The 16795-nt window shown below is 48.4% G+C and carries 16 protein-coding genes; 14 read left to right on the forward strand and 2 right to left on the reverse strand.

The window, feature by feature from the left end:
• Positions 1 to 161: 161 nt before the first annotated feature.
• Complete coding sequence (locus AC3Y23_RS04765; protein ID WP_379196207.1) at positions 162 to 503, reverse strand: ArsR/SmtB family transcription factor; 342 nt, start codon at positions 501 to 503, stop codon at positions 162 to 164.
• 107 nt (positions 504 to 610) lie between these two features.
• Here AC3Y23_RS04765 and AC3Y23_RS04770 point away from each other — a divergent pair, with 107 nt between their 5' ends.
• From AC3Y23_RS04770 to AC3Y23_RS04810, 9 genes are all read left to right on the forward strand, one after another.
• Complete coding sequence (locus tag AC3Y23_RS04770) at positions 611 to 1987, forward strand: MFS transporter (RefSeq protein WP_379196209.1); 1377 nt, start codon at positions 611 to 613, stop codon at positions 1985 to 1987.
• Positions 1988 to 2812: 825 nt separating this feature from the next.
• Positions 2813 to 3589, forward strand: coding sequence for an ABC transporter ATP-binding protein (locus tag AC3Y23_RS04775; protein WP_379196211.1), 777 nt, complete (start codon positions 2813 to 2815; stop codon positions 3587 to 3589).
• A 282-nt stretch (positions 3590 to 3871) separates the two neighbouring features.
• Positions 3872 to 4675, forward strand: a complete 804-nt coding sequence (locus AC3Y23_RS04780; RefSeq protein WP_379196213.1) for an ABC transporter permease — start codon at positions 3872 to 3874, stop codon at positions 4673 to 4675.
• A 12-nt stretch (positions 4676 to 4687) separates the two neighbouring features.
• Positions 4688 to 5572, forward strand: coding sequence for an ABC transporter permease (locus AC3Y23_RS04785; RefSeq protein ID WP_379196215.1), 885 nt, complete (start codon positions 4688 to 4690; stop codon positions 5570 to 5572).
• Positions 5573 to 5595: 23 nt separating this feature from the next.
• Positions 5596 to 7203, forward strand: a complete 1608-nt coding sequence (locus tag AC3Y23_RS04790) for an FAD-dependent oxidoreductase (RefSeq protein ID WP_379196217.1) — start codon at positions 5596 to 5598, stop codon at positions 7201 to 7203.
• Entirely contained in the window at positions 7200 to 7532 is a 333-nt protein-coding gene (locus tag AC3Y23_RS04795) for a 4Fe-4S binding protein (protein WP_379196219.1), read from the forward strand. The genes AC3Y23_RS04790 and AC3Y23_RS04795 overlap by 4 nt, the downstream gene beginning before the upstream one ends.
• Positions 7533 to 7970: 438 nt before the next feature.
• Positions 7971 to 9038, forward strand: coding sequence for an ABC transporter substrate-binding protein (locus AC3Y23_RS04800; protein WP_379196221.1), 1068 nt, complete (start codon positions 7971 to 7973; stop codon positions 9036 to 9038).
• A gap of 112 nt (positions 9039 to 9150) precedes the next feature.
• Entirely contained in the window at positions 9151 to 10764 is a 1614-nt protein-coding gene (locus AC3Y23_RS04805; RefSeq protein ID WP_379197100.1) for an FAD-binding protein, read from the forward strand.
• Positions 10761 to 11105 carry a 4Fe-4S binding protein gene (locus AC3Y23_RS04810; protein ID WP_379196223.1) on the forward strand — a complete coding sequence of 115 codons (345 nt, stop codon included), beginning with the start codon at positions 10761 to 10763 and terminating at the stop codon, positions 11103 to 11105. The genes AC3Y23_RS04805 and AC3Y23_RS04810 overlap by 4 nt, the downstream gene beginning before the upstream one ends.
• Positions 11106 to 11284: 179 nt before the next feature.
• On the opposite strand, the gene AC3Y23_RS04815 is transcribed toward AC3Y23_RS04810, so the two are convergent.
• Positions 11285 to 11464: a TetR-like C-terminal domain-containing protein gene (locus tag AC3Y23_RS04815; RefSeq protein WP_379196225.1), complete on the reverse strand. Its 180-nt coding sequence runs from the start codon at positions 11462 to 11464 to the stop codon at positions 11285 to 11287.
• 10 nt (positions 11465 to 11474) lie between these two features.
• Between AC3Y23_RS04815 and AC3Y23_RS04820 the strand changes: the two genes are divergently transcribed.
• From AC3Y23_RS04820 to AC3Y23_RS04840, 5 genes are all read left to right on the forward strand, one after another.
• Positions 11475 to 12404: an NADP-dependent oxidoreductase gene (locus AC3Y23_RS04820; RefSeq protein WP_379196227.1), complete on the forward strand. Its 930-nt coding sequence runs from the start codon at positions 11475 to 11477 to the stop codon at positions 12402 to 12404.
• Between the two features lie 151 nt (positions 12405 to 12555).
• Positions 12556 to 13713, forward strand: coding sequence for a YhgE/Pip domain-containing protein (locus AC3Y23_RS04825; RefSeq protein WP_379196229.1), 1158 nt, complete (start codon positions 12556 to 12558; stop codon positions 13711 to 13713).
• Between the two features lie 69 nt (positions 13714 to 13782).
• Positions 13783 to 14325, forward strand: coding sequence for a PadR family transcriptional regulator (locus AC3Y23_RS04830; protein ID WP_379196231.1), 543 nt, complete (start codon positions 13783 to 13785; stop codon positions 14323 to 14325).
• 565 nt (positions 14326 to 14890) lie between these two features.
• Positions 14891 to 15418: a WGR domain-containing protein gene (locus AC3Y23_RS04835; protein ID WP_379196233.1), complete on the forward strand. Its 528-nt coding sequence runs from the start codon at positions 14891 to 14893 to the stop codon at positions 15416 to 15418.
• 339 nt (positions 15419 to 15757) lie between these two features.
• Complete coding sequence (locus AC3Y23_RS04840; RefSeq protein WP_379196235.1) at positions 15758 to 15895, forward strand: hypothetical protein; 138 nt, start codon at positions 15758 to 15760, stop codon at positions 15893 to 15895.
• Positions 15896 to 16795 lie beyond the last annotated feature (900 nt).

Here is a 16795-nt window from a genome sequence, read left to right on the forward strand (position 1 = left end):
GTTTCCTTGGATAGGGCTAAGGATCGGGTATATCTTCCTGCCGATCAATTGCAATCCAAAAACAGCATGTCGATGAGGTTATCGGCACGCTGTTTTTTATACTTATTGGTTTACTAGTAAAGAATGATCTTATGACTGATATTATTGGTGGAATAGGGTGATCAGTTGTTCAGGTTCAACAGCTTGCTTTTCTCTTCGGAATTTTCGAAAGCCTCGAGAATGGAAGATAGCAGACCAGGAAAACGGAGATTCAAGTCTTCTGCCCGCAAGGCCACGAGCCTCTGTGTTCCATGAGGACGCACATGTACAATACCTGATTCCCGAAGAGTCTTGATATGATGAGACGCTGTGGATTTGACCACAGGAACGTTAATTTCACCGCAGGTGCGTTCACCGACTTGATACAGTTCAGAGACAATTAATAGACGGATAGGATCGCTTAATGCATTAAGTACCGTGGATAAATGAATATCCGCCCGGTCGGGATGAAATAAGAGCTTCACGGGAGGACCTCCTTTTTTTACTGATGATTGCATTATAACACAAACCGTGTTATATTATTTTCAAATTTCGATAATAATCGAACAATAGAAATTGGATGGTGGAGAAAATGAATAAACAACCAGTCCCTGCCGCATCTGGCGGACAGGAATCGACTGTGATAAATGAACGGGCAGTAGGCATTTTGCTAGGTGTAGCGATCGTGCTGGTCATCATGAATACCATGATGTTCAATCTGGCTCTGCCCGATGTTGCTGAAGCTTTTCATTTGACACCTGCGTTAACTTCGTGGATTGTCACAGGCTATTCGATCGTTTTTGCTGTCTCGTCTATCACGTACAGCCGTCTTGCCGATTTTGTACCGATCCGCAGGTTGTTCATAATAGGTATCCTGTCGCTCAGTCTTGCAGCGATAGTAGGGCTGTTCAGTAACAGCTTTATAATGCTTCTAATTGTGAGGCTCGTTCAAGCCACTGGTGCAAGTTCAATTCTTGCATTGACGATGGTTCTGAACTCCCGCTATATTCCGGTTGAACGCCGGGGCAAGGCGATGAGTATAACCATGTCTTCTGTCTCGATGGGTCTTGGACTGGGTCCGGTTGCTGGCGGAGCTATTGTTGAGTATTTAGGCTGGCATATGTTGTTTGTAGTTACTGCAGTTACGGTGCTGCTGGTACCGCTGTTCGTCATTTTTATTCCAAAAGAGTCTGTGCAGAAGGGGTCTTTTGATTTCCTGGGCGCATTGTTCATTAGCGCGGGCACGACAGGCCTGCTAATCGCTTTAACGAATCATTCCTGGATTGGTCTGGTCGTAGGTCTTGTAGCGCTTGTATTGTTCGCTGTCCGGATTCGTTCGGCTAAGGAACCGTTTGTCCTGCCATCCTTGTTCCAGAACCGCCGCTATCTGATCCTGGCTGCAGTTGGTATCGCTGCTTATCTTTGCAGCTTCGCGACCTTGTTCCTGATGCCGCAGATTCTGGTGAAACAGTACAGTCTAAGCGCCATCCAGGCAGGTATGGTGATTTTCCCGGGCTCGTTCCTGGCGATGGTTGTCTCCCAGCGGGTCGGCCGGTTTATTGATTCTCGCGGCAACAGCCCGATTCTGCGGATTATCCCGTTGTTCTTCCTGGCAGCCGTTGTCTTGTTTGCATTATTTGAGGGAAGCTCGTATGTAGCTATCATCTTTATTTACATGCTGATGAGCACCTGCTTCACAATTCTGTCGAGTAGTGTATCCAACGAAATCTCCCGTATTCTGCTGCCGGCCGAGATGGGCTCCGGGATGGGGCTGTACCAATTGCTGCAGTTCTGCAGCGGAGCCATGGGGGTTGCTGCTTCTGCCAGTGCACTGGCGATGCAAAAGAGTCTGCCAATGGGCATGGCCTATAGCAATATTTACTGGGGCCTGTCCATCATCGTCATCGTATCCATCGGCTGTGCGGTGCTCTACCTGAGATCGGCCATGCAACGCCAGCCGCAGGTATAATCCGAATTTTCCCAGCTGAAGTACAAAGGTAAAGGTAAAAAGTCCAAGAATCCTGTGTTTATAAGGCGTCTTGGACTTTTACTTTATTCAGAACAGATTCCGAAGGAGTTCTATAGCAGTGAAGCTCAGCAATGTCTTCGAGAGATAGGATTTAAGCAAATCCGCATAAAGAATCGTTGACAACCCATTAAATAGATGCTATTTTAAAAACACAAATTCCAATATATTTACTTTGAATTAATTGAATAACCGACTGTTCAGAACAGAGGTGTTGCGCTTAAGAGAAGCGTGATACCTCTGTTTTTTTAGCTCAATGTCTTAGTGATCGCTAGCCAGAACGATCTGGCCAAACAGGCTCGATAAAACAGCGTCAGCAGAACACGATCATCAAAACAAGCTTAATAAAACAGTGTCGTGAAAACAAGCTCATCAAAACAGCATCGTAAAACACTTAGTAAAAACAAATTTGTTAAAACAGCGGTATCCAAACAATGCGATAAAATCAGTGTATCAGAACAATATTTTCATAATAGCCAGTTCAGCAGCTAACATGTGGTACTACACATCGCGTGAGAGCTAACGGACCGTATAGGCGTTATTTTCAAATGAGGCTGGTCTGGCACATGTAGCGGACTCAAATGACGCTATTTCATCCCAAACAGCCCATTTTGAGCAAGAATCTTGTCATTAAGGTCTCTGGAGTCCTTTATCTTCTGAAATGGTTTGATCAAAAGGCAATAAAGCCTCTGGAGTCCGTTGTTTGACAAAGCAAGCATGGTTTTGAGGTGATCCATTTTTTCACTCACAATTAAAGGGGGAGCTGGGATGGGAGAGGCTTTATTATCCATAACCAATCTGAATAAACGGTTTGAGACGGCGGGCGGGTCTGTGCAGGCCCTTCACAATGTAGATCTGAATGTCCAGCAAGGGGAATTTATTACGGTTATTGGTCCCAGTGGTTGTGGAAAAAGCACTCTACTCCGCATCATTGCCGGGCTAGACAGCGGCTATACGGGCAATGTAACTCTGGAGGGTAGCGAAATTGGCGGACCGGGGATTGATAAGGGCTTTATCTTTCAGGAGCATCGGCTGTTTCCTTGGCTGACTGTAGAGAAGAATATCGCTTCCGATTTGTCGCTAAGGAACCATGAAGTTCGGCAGAGAGTGGATGAGCTGATTGAACTGGTAAAGCTGAAGGGATTCGAGAAGTCCTATCCTCGTGAACTGTCCGGTGGGATGGCCCAGCGAGTGGCGATTGCCAGAGCGTTGCTGCGGAGTCCGAAAATTCTGTTGCTGGATGAGCCATTCGGGGCACTGGATGCCTTCACTCGGGCGCATATGCAATCGGTACTACTGGACATTTGGCGCACCAACAAAACAACGATGATCTTCGTGACTCATGATATTGACGAGGCTGTCTTCCTGGGTAACCGGGTAGTTATTCTAGAGCCGCGCCCAGGGAAAATCCGCCAGATTGTACCTATAGATCTACCGTATCCGCGTAAGAAGACGACTTCATCCTTTCAGGAGCTGCGCTTACGGGTGCTGAATCAGTTCGAGAAGGTGGATGAATTGGAACTTACAGATGGGGCGGGAATCTGAAGCAAGCTTTTATGGCAGAAATTCCTTTCCTCTGTAAACCTTATGAAAAATAGCCATGGCCATGAAAAAGCAGCGATGGGGCAATGTAGAGCGGTAATTAGCGAATTAGAGCAGTATGGAAGTAGAATTAATACAGCATTGAAGCAGCATTAAATCAAAAAATCAGCGCTGAAGTATCACTATAGGTCGACCATACACTTGGAGACTTCCTGAAGAACAACTTTCGGGAGTCTCTTTTTTTATAGCTTTAGAGGATTGGTAAAGAACAGGAGGAGAGCATTCATGAGCAACAGCACTGCAGTCGTACACACAGCAAGAGGACCAGGAAAGTTAGCAACATTGGGGTTGGCCTTGCTGCTTCCGGGAAGTGTGCTGATTCTGTGGCAGGTATTAGGACATTATGGAATCATCTCCGAATTGCTGTTTCCTACACCGTATACCATTGGCGAGTCTTTTTGGAATCTGGCTGTTTCTGGTGATCTGTGGATTAATCTGAAAATTAGTGCGGTCCGGGCACTTAGCGGGTTTGCACTTGGCGGGGGGCTTGGGCTGCTACTGGGTCTTCTGGTCGGCCTGTTCCGAAGGTCGGAGAAGCTGCTCGATCCATCACTACAGATGATTCGGATGATCCCGAGTCTTGCGGTAGTGCCACTGTTCATCCTTTGGTTCGGTATCGGCGAGGAATCTAAGGTATTGCTGATTGCCAAAAGCGCCTTTTTTCCGCTCTATATCAATACCTTCGTAGGTATCCGTGGTGTGGACAACAAGCTGTTTGAGGTTACCCGGGTGCTAGGTTACAGCCGGCTGAAGCAGATCTCCAGACTGGTGCTGCCCGCAGCGTTGCCAAATGTCATTCTTGGCGTACGCCTGTCGCTTGGATTGTCCTGGCTTGGACTAGTGGTGGCTGAGCTTATCGCTTCAAGCTCAGGCATCGGCTATATGATGTCGGATGCTCGCCAGTTTGCCGACACGCCGGTGGTATTCGTGGGGATTCTGGTCTTCGCAGCAGCCGGGCTGCTTAGCGATACAGTCGTTCGCTTGATCGAGCGCAGGCTGCTGAGATGGAAGGGCAACTTTCAAGGATAGGAGGAGTGTAGTATGAGCGATAGTGCAGAAATCATTATCAATCAGGCCAAAGCGGTTAGAGAGGCCCATGATTATAGCGGAACGGCACCAATCTGGTCCAAAAGGAAGACCCGAAAATCTCGAGTTGCTTGGAGACCATTGCTGTCTGATCTGGGAATTGGTGCCTTGATCCCAGTCGTGACTGTGGCTGTCTGGCAGTTCGCTGGCAGCGCCGGGTGGATCTCGGGTGAGTTCTTGCCTGCACCGTTATCCATTGCGAGAGCTTTTGGCGAACTGTTCACCAGCGGCGAACTGCTGCACCATCTGGGTGTCAGTATCGGCAGGGCGGGAATCGGTTTTCTGATCGGCGGTGTTCTGGGGCTGTTGTTCGGCATATTAACCGGATTGTTTCGCAGCGCGGAGTACGTACTGGACCCGAGTGTCCAGGTGCTGCGCCTTGTTCCGCACCTTGCGATAGCGCCGCTAATTATCCTTTGGTTCGGTTTTGGAGAAGTATCCAAGGTGGCTATTATTATGAGCGGCTCTTTCTTCCCGCTCTATATTAATACATTTGCCGGTATTCGTGGCGTGGATAACAAGCTGTTCGAGGTGGCACGTGTGCTTGGGTTTAGTCCATCTCAAAAGCTAGTAAGATTGATTTTACCAGCGGCACTTCCCAGCATTCTGCTTGGTTTGCGGCTGTCACTGGCTGTCGCTTGGATTGGTCTTGTCGTCGCTGAATTAATCGGCTCACAATCAGGGGTTGGCTTCCTTATCAATGAAGCGAAGCAGAATTCCCAGACGGAAATCATTTTTGTCGGCATTATCATATTCGCTATTGTCGGCAAGCTGATCGATTCTCTTTTTAAAGTGATTGAACGTAAATTTCTGTTCTGGCGCGATAGCTACCAAGGCTAAACAATTTGAGGAGGTATATGCACATGAGTGTAGCAGCACATAAAGGATCGTTGGATTTGACGGCAGATGTTCTGGTGATTGGTGGAGGTCCGGCGGGAACCTGGGCGGCGCTCACAGCAGCCGCTAAAGGCGTTAAAGTCGTGTTGGCTGACAAGGGGTACTGCGGATCAAGCGGAGCAACGGCTCCTTCCGGCACTGGTGTTTGGTACGTAAACCCAGACAAGAAGCTGCGTGAAGAGGCCAAAGCCAGCCGTTTTGAAATGGGTGGACGACTGGCAGAAGACCGCTGGATGAACCGGGTGCTGGATCGAACATATGAGAATATGAATCGCCTCGGTGTAGCCGGATATCCCTTCCCGCTGGATGAACAGGGGAATCAGCACCGCCGGAGTCTGCAAGGACCGGAATATATGCGCTTAATGCGCAAGCTGGTCAAGAAGGCCGGGGTCAAGATTCTGGATCACAGCCCGGTTCTGGAACTGCTGGCCGACGGTCATGGCGTTGCTGGCGCGGCTGGTGTACAGACGCAGACCGGAGAGACCTGGTCTGTCCAGGCAGGGGCAGTGGTGATTGCCACTGGCGGCTGCGCTTTTCTGAGCAAGGCGCTGGGCTGCAACGTTTTGACAGGAGACGGATACCTGTTTGCAGCTGAGGCGGGAGCGGCTCTGTCCGGAATGGAATTTTCGAATGCTTACGCGATCTGCCCTACCTTTTCCTCGGTTACCAAAACGGCATATTACAACTATGCCAGCTTCTATTATGAGGATGGCAGCGTAGTAGAAGGAGCCGGCTCCAAGAAAGGCCGGTCGGTCATAGCCCACAGCCTGCTGGCTGGGCGCCAGGTGTTCGCCAAGCTGGACGGAGCGCCGGAAGATTTACAGCCGCTTCTGCGGGTAGCGCAGACGAACTTTTTCCTGCCCTTTGACCGCCTCGGGATCAATCCCTTCAAGGACGCATTCCCGGTTACGCTACGGCTGGAAGGCACTGTGCGAGGCACAGGTGGCATCCGCATCACGGATGAGAACTGCGGCACAGGCGTTCCGGGACTCTACGCAGCAGGCGATGCGGCTACACGCGAGTTGATCTGCGGCGGCTTCACCGGTGGCGGCAGCCATAACGCCGCCTGGGCAATGTCCTCCGGTTCTTTTGCCGGGGAAGGCGCTGCTGATTATGCGCTGAGTCTGGGCAGACATGCGGCGGACCGCACAGCATCCAGTCTTTCGTCCTCACCGCTAGTGGACCGGCAGGTGAAGCCGGGAACCGCGGCGCGGACAGCAGAGCTTGTCTCCGCGGTGCAAGCGGAAGTAAAGCCTTATGATATCAATCTTTTCCGGACAGAGAAGGGTCTGACTTCTTCGCTGGAACGTTTGGGCGGATTGTGGAAAGAACAGCGCAATACGGAGATTCAGCGCACACCTGAAGGGGTGAAAGCACGGGAGATTCAGGCGATGACGGCGACAGCACGCTGGATGTATAGCTCCGCGCTTGCGCGTACGGAGTCGCGTGGTATGCACAAGCGGGAGGATTATCTAAAAATCGATGAGCAGCAGCATCATCGTCTCATCAGTGGTGGCCTGGATGACGTATGGGTCAAACGAGAAGAGGTAGCGAAGGAGAGTGTTCTTCTGTGATTGAAGTCCTCAGTGCAGACAGTTGTATATCTTGTAACCAATGCGTAGCGGTCTGCCCGACTAACGTATTCGAGCGTGTGGAAAATGGAATCCCCGTCATTGCCCGGCAAAGTGATTGCCAGACCTGCTTTATGTGCGAACTGTACTGCCCAGTGGATGCACTCTATGTAGATCCTGATGCCGAAGCCGTGACCGGTGTGACAGAGGCAGAATTACAAGAGCGAGGGCTGCTTGGCGGATACCGTGAAAAGGTGGGCTGGGGCAGAGGTCGGCAGCCGGTGGCGGGCCATGACTTTATGTATCAATTATCGCGAAGAGCGGGCTTTTAAAGTTCTATATGTATTAAGTGAATTTAAGATTGAAGCAGAAAATCAGGCGTTATTCTGGTGAAGTACCCGTCTTCTTAAAGTGGAAAATGGTCCAACTTCCCAACTAACAGCATTTTTGCACCTTATTTTTCTTCAATGCAGAAAAAAGAGGGAATTAAGGACATTATTGTATCTTATTTTTCGGAAAATCACGCTGAACGGGTATTCTGGAAGATTTAAGGTACAAAATTGCACTTATTCTCCAATAACCCTTAGTTGCAGACAATTTAGGGTACAAAAATGTCGTTAATTACACTCCTGAAATAACTTCTAAGCATTATTTGTTATTTTAATGTGCTCTATATAGATTTACAAAGCTGCAAGAACACCATGAAATTCGCATTGGCAATATTGCCTTCATATTCATTCCAACATCCAACATCGAGGGGAGAAACAACAATGGCAAAGGTATTCAGAGAGAATCAAGGGGGACACGGCAAGCGGCTGCGTTTGCTGCTCATCGCAAGTGCATTGATGATTATGATGGTGCTTCAGGCTTGCGGGAACAACGCAGGTTCCAGTAGCAAAGAGGCTTCTGCTCCGGCAAGTGGAGAGAAGGCCGAGGCTGCTAGCGGAGCGGCATCAATTAATGTACCTGCAACGCTGAACTTTGGCTTTATCGGCTCCAACAAGCTGAACCTTCCGGGTGGAGCCGAAGGCTGGGGCTTTTACAAGGGCATTATTCAGGAGGAGCTGAAGAAGTACGGTATCACTGAAGTGAAGCTGACTGGCTTTCCGAACGGACCGGACCAGACGGAATCCTTAATCAGCGGTCGGCTTGATTTCGGAAGTCTTGGTGACACCCCTGCCATCATTGCCTATGCTTCCGGAGCGAAGACTCGTCTGATCACCCAATCCTCGGCGAATACCATTGGCTACTTGATTGGTAAGAAGAACGGCCCAAAGACAGTCAAAGATCTTCAAGGTAAGACGATTGCCATCCAAAAAGGCTCCTTCATGCATCGTTATGTGGCCGGATTGCTAAAAGATGAAGGAGTCACAGATGTGAAGCTTGTTCACATGCTGATTCCCGACGCAACAGCAGCCTTGGCCCGCGGAGATGTGGATGCCACTACTAATAATGGCGTTCCTGCACTGAAGCTGCTTGATGAAGGTTACACTTATCTGGATGATGCTTCCAAGCATCCTACCCTCCTGGGTTCAAGTGCAACCGTAGTGTCTGAGGATTATTTGGCGAAGTTCCCTGATTTCCCGAAGGTATGGAATGAAGCGCGCGAGAAAGCGCTGGCCGATCTGAAGCAGCATGAGGATGAATATTATCAATTCCTTGCGGATATCGGTAATACAACGCCAGAACTGGTGAAGAAAGTGAGTCCGATCAGCGATATCAAGGATACCGCGTTTACGGAGGAAGGTACGAAGCTACTGGAAGGCACGAAGAACTTCCTGGTGGAAGAGAAGCTGGCGAAAAAAGATTTCAAGATCAGTGATTGGCAGCTGAAATAACACTCAATAGCACTAAAAATATCACTCAATATCACTCAATATCACTCAATATCACTCAATATCACCAAGAACAGAAGGTCCATGGGACATGGCCTATGAACAAGGAGGAAACATGGTGTCTCAGCAGGATCAACAATGGACGACAGATGTGCTGGTGCTGGGCGGCGGACCGGCGGGAGCCTGGGCTGCCTGGAAGGCTGCTTCGCAAGGAGCCAAGGTCATCCTGGCGGATAAAGGTTATCTGGGTACCAGCGGAGCGACCGCGCCTGGAGGCACCACGCTGCTCGTCATTCCCCCGGTGGCGGACTTGCGGGAGCAAGCCGTTCAGGCCAGACTCCGGGCAGGCGGATACTTGTCCGAAAATGCCTGGATTCACCGGGTACTGGATCAGGTAGAGCATAATCTGGAACTGGTGGCCGAGTGGGGATATCCGTTCCCCAAGGATGAGGAAGGCAAACCGCTCCGCACTCATCTGCACGGACCGGAATACATGCAAATCATGCGGCGGACCGTGCGCAAAGCCGGGGTCAAAATTCTGGATCAGTCGCCTGCCCTGGAACTATTGCATGATGAGCATGGTGTCGGCGGTGCACGCGGTATCAACCGCTTGACCGGTGAGAGCTGGGAGATTCGGGCTAATGCCGTCGTTATGGCTACCGGTGGCTGCGCTTTTCTCAGCAAAGGTCTGGGCTGCAACGTGCTGACCGGGGAGGGGCTGCTGATGTCTGCCGAGACGGGCGCGGAGCTATCCGGCATGGAATTCAGCCGTCAATATGCCCCCAGCTTTGCCGATGGGACCGTCACACGCGGGCGTATGCTGGCTTGGGCCACGCTGTATGATGCGGCTGGCCAGCCGCTGCATAAGGGAGATCGTACCTTTGGCAGCTTGCCGGAACTAATGAAGCAAGGTCCCGTCTACGCCTGTCTTGATCTGGCCGATACGGCAGAGAAGAGGGAGTTCCTGCGCCGGGCCCACCCGATCTTCTTCATGCCGCTGGAACGGGCCGGGATCGACCCGTTCCGGCACAAGTTTCCGCTGACCCTTCGTTACGAAGGGACGATGCGCGGTACTGGCGGCTTGCGCCTTACGGGTAGCGACTGCGCCACCACGGTCCCCGGCCTATATGCGGCCGGGGACGCCGCCTCGCGCGAGAAGGTAACCGGCGCGATCTCCGGCGGCGGGGCCTACAACGCTTCCTGGGCCATGTGCAGCGGAAGCTGGGCCGGGCAGGGCGCCGCGCAGTATGCGCTGGCCCAGCCAAGAGGCGCAGACAGCCGGCGGCTGGTCGCGGCGGGCCGCTATGGTCTGCCGGCTGGCGCCACCCACAGCAGGGCGCTGGACGCAAAGCCGCTGATTGCGGCTGTCCAGCGGGAGATCCTGCCGCTGCGGATTAACTACTTCCGCAGCGTACCGGTCGTCCAGTCCGCCTTGCAGCGACTGACGGACCTCATGCCCAGCCTGCACGGAAGAATCGCACCATCGGTGCAAGGGACCGTGCAGGCCCGGGAAGCGGCCGCCCTGCTGGTCGTCGGCCGGTGGATCTATACCGCTGCGCTGGCCCGCAAGGAGACCCGCGGTCTGCAAAGCCTGGCGGAATATCCAGCTCTGGACCCACGCCAGACCCACCGGGTGATCCTATCTGGTATCGAGCAGATTTGCACCAGCACAGAGAGCGTGCCTCACGCCCATGAGCTGAGCAGACTGCAGGAGGAGCAGGCGATATGATCGAGCTAGTCAGCAAGGACCGCTGCATCGGGTGCAGCTTGTGTGTGAAGGTCTGTCCGACCAATGTATTCGAGATGCAGGGCAAGCTACCCGTCATCGCCCGGCAGGAGGACTGCCAGACCTGCTTTATGTGCGAGGCTTATTGTCCTGCGGATGCACTATATGTGGCGCCTCAGGGTGAGCGTTCGGTCGAAGTGAATGAAGAGGAATTGGTGTCATCCGGGCTGCTAGGAAGCTGGCGGGCCGAGATCGGCTGGAGCCGGAATTCCGTGTCCACGATGGCGGAGCGGGATACGACGCCTTTTTTCGAAATCTTCACCGAGCAACACAGGGGTGGGTAAGAAAGAACGTCCGCATGCGCTTATTCCCCCTTCTTTTCTTCCCCTTCACGGAGCAGCATAGAGGTAGGTAAGAGAAGGCAAACGAACGCTCGAGTATTACTTAAAAGGATTGGAACAGATTCGGCCCGGCCGGAGGTTCCAATCCTTTTTTTGCGCTGAATAGTAGGGGACAGATATCCTTACCCGATCTCCACTTTTTGCACCTGATTTCGCTCCAGTAACATCCATATTTCATCGGCGATATCTTCCGCGGAATAGGGCATTTTGTTCATAATCCACCATTCCACAACCCCTACAGCAGCCGATGTCAGGAAGCGGATCAGAATTTCTTTGTTGGCATGTTGATTGATACGATCCATGGATATCTGGTTGAAAGCTATTATTTTTAATGAATACGGAACCCCAGATGTGCTTAGAGAAGAGGAGGTTGAAATTCCGATCATCCATGATGATGAAGTGTTGGTTGAGGTGTATACCACGTCAGTAAATCCTGTAGACTGTTACATTCGTTCAGGACAAGTGCATGATATATTTCCAGTAGACTTTCCACACATTTTGGGCGTTGATATTGCCGGTATCGTCCAGGCGACAGGGAAGAATGTAAATCACGTACAACCAGGGGACCGGGTCTTCGGGCTTGTGGATTCCGGAGGCTACGCAGCATATACAAAGGTAGATAAATCTGCTGTGGTCCGTATCTCCCCAAGTATTTCTTTTGCCGAAGCAGGAGCTTTACCGGCAGTTTCGATTACAGCTTGGCAATCGCTTTTTCACTACGGTCAGCTCCGTAAAGGAGAACGTATATTAATTCACGCCGCAGCAGGCGGTGTAGGGCACATCGCGATTCAGTTGGCTAAATGGGCAGGCGCTTATGTTATAGGAACGGCAAGCTCGTGGAATTATGATTTTGTTAGACAGCTCGGCGCGGATGAGGTCATTGATTATACAGCTGTTGATTTTACTAAAGTTGTGCATGCTGTCGATGTCGTCATTGATGGTATTGGTGGTGAGGTTGAGGATATGAGCTATAAAGTGCTCAAGGAGGGAGGCAAGCTGATCTCGCTGATTAACCGGGCTATTAAGGGAAATACTTCTCGGAATGATGTCATGGCAAAATTTGCGCTCATTCAGTCCAGTGCAAGTGATTTTGCGCAGATTGAAGAATTGGTTAGAGAGCACAAGCTGAAAGTTCATATTAACGGCGTTGTTCCACTGTCACAGGCGGGAGTGACCGAGGCGCACCTCAGAAGTGAAACCCGTCATGTCAACGGCAAGTTGGTTATTCAAGTCAGGGAATAGGTTATGTAAAAATACTCAACAGGTTTATAAAAATGCTGCGGCAGTTTTGTAGACCTGTTTTTTTTGCTCCTTGTATTCCCCATTGACACCCACCTTTGATTGTATTACTTTAATTAAAGTATATAAAATAAAGTATAAGGTGGAGTTGGGTATGAAATCATTTCTGAAGCACAAAGGTATTTTGAGTGGCGTCTTTATGATGATCTTTTATCAGATCGTGATGATCGGGATTTTTATGGGCGGGTACAGCTCGGTGCCTAAGGATCTGGACAAACTAACTGTGGCCATTGTCAACGAGGATCAGCAGGCTGGTGCAGCGTTTGTGAAGGAGATTCAAGCGCAGATGCCTTTTCACGTCGTAACGAATCTGTCACTGGAAAAGGCCAAACAAGAGCTGGAAGATCGCAGCGCCCATCTGGTGATGCATATTCCGCAGGATTTTACGCAGAAGCTGTCTGCACAGGGAGAGCAGGTCAAGCTGGATTTTTTCATTAACCAGTCCAATCCCGCTACTGTAAGTAGTACCATGCAAAACGTTGTCACCCAGATCACGAATAAGATCACCACACAATTGCAGACCCAGAGCTTCGATGGTATTCTGCAAGGCATGAAGGTGCCCGAAGCCCAGGCGCAGCAGATGGTAGCTGGTGTAATGGGCAAGGTGGATGCCAATGTCGTGATGACCAATCCACAACCGGTCGGCATGCACAATCAGATGGCTCCAATGTTCCTGACGATGTCTTCCTATGTTGGTGCGATGATCTATTCCATGATGAGTGTTGGCGCTTTGAATCAGTTGAGATCTCGTCTGGGCAAATGGAAGGCTTTCCTGTCCCTGCAAGGTGTCAATGTACTGTTGTCCTTGATTGCCCCGCTTGTCGGCGTATCATTGTACTTCGCGGTTCATGGCTATGGTGTTGAGACATTTATGAAGGTGTGGATGGTGCATTCGTTAGAAATGTTTGTCGCTATTGAGTTTACAAGCATTTGCTGTCTGCTGTTGGGCCAGGCGGGGATGATTCTGAATCTGCCGATTCTTCTGAGCCAGACGATTGCCAACGGCTCTGTAATTCCCCAGGAAATGATGAGTGGTGTGTTCAAGGCTATCAGCTATATTTCCCCGATGTTCTATACAGTACATCTGGATTACAACCTGTTGTTCGGCGGCGGCAAAACTGGAGCATATCTCGCGGGCCTGGCACTGGTAGGCCTTGGAGCGCTGTTGATTAATACGTTGATCCATCTGTTCAAGACAGTAAAACAGCCTAAAGAAGCAATTGAGCCTGCACCGCAGCCTCTTTTCATGTAAAATAACTATAGCGGGCTCTGAAGTCTCCTCGTGAGCCCCTTTTAAAAATGCATGAAGGAGAGGACACTATTGTCGCTTCAAATATTTATCCTGGGTATGCTGAGTGAGGGCGAGCATCATCCATATGACATTAAGAAGATGATCCTCAAGCCACTGGAGAACACAGTGTCCATCAACGACGGAACGCTGTATTATAACTTCGAGGTGCTGTTGAAGAAGGGGCTGATCAAGAAGCTCCAGGTGGTGCAATCTGACAATCGTCCAGAGAAGACCACCTACGGTATCACCGACAAGGGACGAATCGTGCTGGAAGAAGAAATATACGATGTTTTCAAAAAATTCAACGATATCCGGTCACTATATTCCTCGTTAATGTTCCTGGATAAGGTCGATCCCCATAAACTTGCGTATGTCATCGAGGAGGCTATTGCGAGATTGGAGAAACGGGTCAGTATGATTGAGGGATCTGATCCTGAGCTCTTGGAAGTTCCGGAAGAGAAACGGGAGGCCGTCAGCCTGATTGTGGAGCATGCGAACCAAACGTTCCTCAAGGATATCGACTGGCTCCATAAGCTGCTGGCTTCTGTTCGTAAGCGCGCCGGGGCTGAATAACAGCACAACAGATGCTATTTCAAGGGAAATAAAAAGTATTACACTCAGATGTATTTTATCAAGACAGCTCCTGATTAAGGGGCTGTTTTTTTCCATTTCTAAAGGACGGATTAGTCCTTCACTCGAATAAAGTTTCTCGAAAACATAAAGTATCTGGAAAAAAATGAAGTACAGTTCGATCACAGGGAACGTCTTGTCAGAAGAAGAGGAATTAAAGGTTAGCAGACACAATGAACTACCTGATTCGAACAAATGGTTGCCGACGGATGTGCATAAGTCTGCATTTCGTGAATTTGGCAGGTATGCAAATGGGGAGAATTTTTTATTTACAGGTACACCATTTTGGGAATGATAGGCAATTTTATTTTTAGAATAATACAAGATTCCAGAAAAAAGATAACTTAATTACGCTAACGGGCAGGTTAGTTTAACAAAGAACTAGTAACCAATGCATAAGTTTTGATATTTTGAGATAATTAAAAGGCAACAAGACATTGAAGGTAAGAAGTAAAAACCGAGGGAAATGTACATAAAAGATTAGTGATTTTCACAGGAGGAATAAACGGTGATTAAGTTAGTCAAAAAAGTTGATAATGAATTGGTGTATTGGGAAGTTTGGAAAAATGGTAGAACATTAACAGTCCACTATGGTGTTGTTGGAGATACTGGTGAATCAGAAGAAGTAAAATTAAACTTATTTGAAAAAGCAGAAAAGGTAATGGAAAAATTAGCTGAAGAGAAGCTGAATAATGGTTATGAAAATCTTGATGAGGAGGAGTTAATCGAGTTTGTTGTCCAATACCCATATGAAGAAAATCAAATGGAAGAAGCACTTGAAAAAAGGCATATGGTCGAAAATTTAATGAATGAGTGTTTAGGTTGGACTGGAAATGGTTCGAGTGATGGTGGAGACATTGGTAGTGGTAGTGTGAACGTCTTCAACTACGTTCTTGACGTCGAAAAAGCTTTAAAAACTACAATTAAGGAATTATCTAATAAAAATTTATTAGATAATGTGAAAGTAGCCTTTTTAGATGAAGATGAAGAATATGTTTCTCTTTATCCAGAAGGTGCAGAATTTGATATTATTTAATTTAACTCCCTCGAAATGATTCGGTTTCCTCACTCAGACTCATGAATTCGCAGGATTTCATCCTGTATTTAAAGTGAAGAAGAGGATGGTGAAGGAGCCGGTGGCTGGGAGATGGAGAATTGGGTATGCGCAAATAAAGGGTGAATAAGGATCGCCCATATTGTTTCATTATGTGCACGTCCCCACTTACAATGTCTACCCAGCGATGAATCTGATTAACCGCAGCGTTGAGACGCTTGGTTACCGTCTCTCGGTTTGCCATTAGAATACTACATACTCAATTTCAGTCATTTTATATATGTACTCCGACATAAGGAAGAGGAAGCTCAACAAGAAGAAATGGAAAAGTTGTTGCTAAAGACTCGTTCTGAATTGGAAAGTGGGAGATATTATCTTTTTGTCTGCCCCATGTGTGCTGACTTGGGTTTTGGGGCGATTGCAGTTTCCATAAGGCGTGAAGGAGAAAATATTATCTGAAGTGAGTTTAGTCTTGTAAAATGGAGAATCAATAAGACCATTGAACGTAGGTACTTTTATGTTTAATTGGTTAAAGTACTCAGGTGGCATTTTGTCTTCTAATATTTAAGAATAATTAATAATATGTTTAGTTGATGAGCTAACGGGGAACGATAGTTTGACAACAACAGCGGCAGTCTAAGGCTTTAATTATCAAGTCTTGTTCTGCCGCTGCTTCATTTAATGGATCAGTCTAAAACTTTATTTTCACAGAACATTAGGAGGATTTTATACCAAATAAGACAAAGTTAAGAACCAGACGTAGGATTCAAACTACAAGTAAAAAGTTCAAGCTTTATTATGGTGATGTTTGGACTCTATGTGATTCACAACGTGTAATTAACGGCATTTTTGTACCTTAATTACTATGTAATGAAGCGTTAGCAGGGATTAGAGGCAGTATTGTACCTTAAATATTCCACTATAGCACGTTTAGAGAGTTTTTTCGAAAAATAAGATGCAATAATGCCCTTAATCACCTCTTTTCTCTATATTAGAGAAATATAAGGTACAAAAATGCCCTTAATTGGGAGATGGATCTTATATCATTTGAAATCTGCCGACCAGTTAGTCATCCGATACAAGCTTTCCTCCGGAAATCTTTCAGGCAAACCCTTAGCTCCTTTTCGCTGTTTGTTACTTTCTTTTGTTCGTCTTAAAAATTAGAACACTAATTCAGTGAATAGGATCACCTAATATAAAAAGCGAAGAGATATCTTTCGGGCCATTTATGGCTTGGGGTGCCTCTTCGCTTTTAAACATGGCAGAAGATTCTTGCCTACTTCACCGAAAAGCCAATATAACACTCCTCCGAGCATTCCTGGACTTCACGTAACAATATATTCACTCAGTATGGCTATC

Source organism: Paenibacillus sp. MAHUQ-45, from assembly GCF_058133325.1.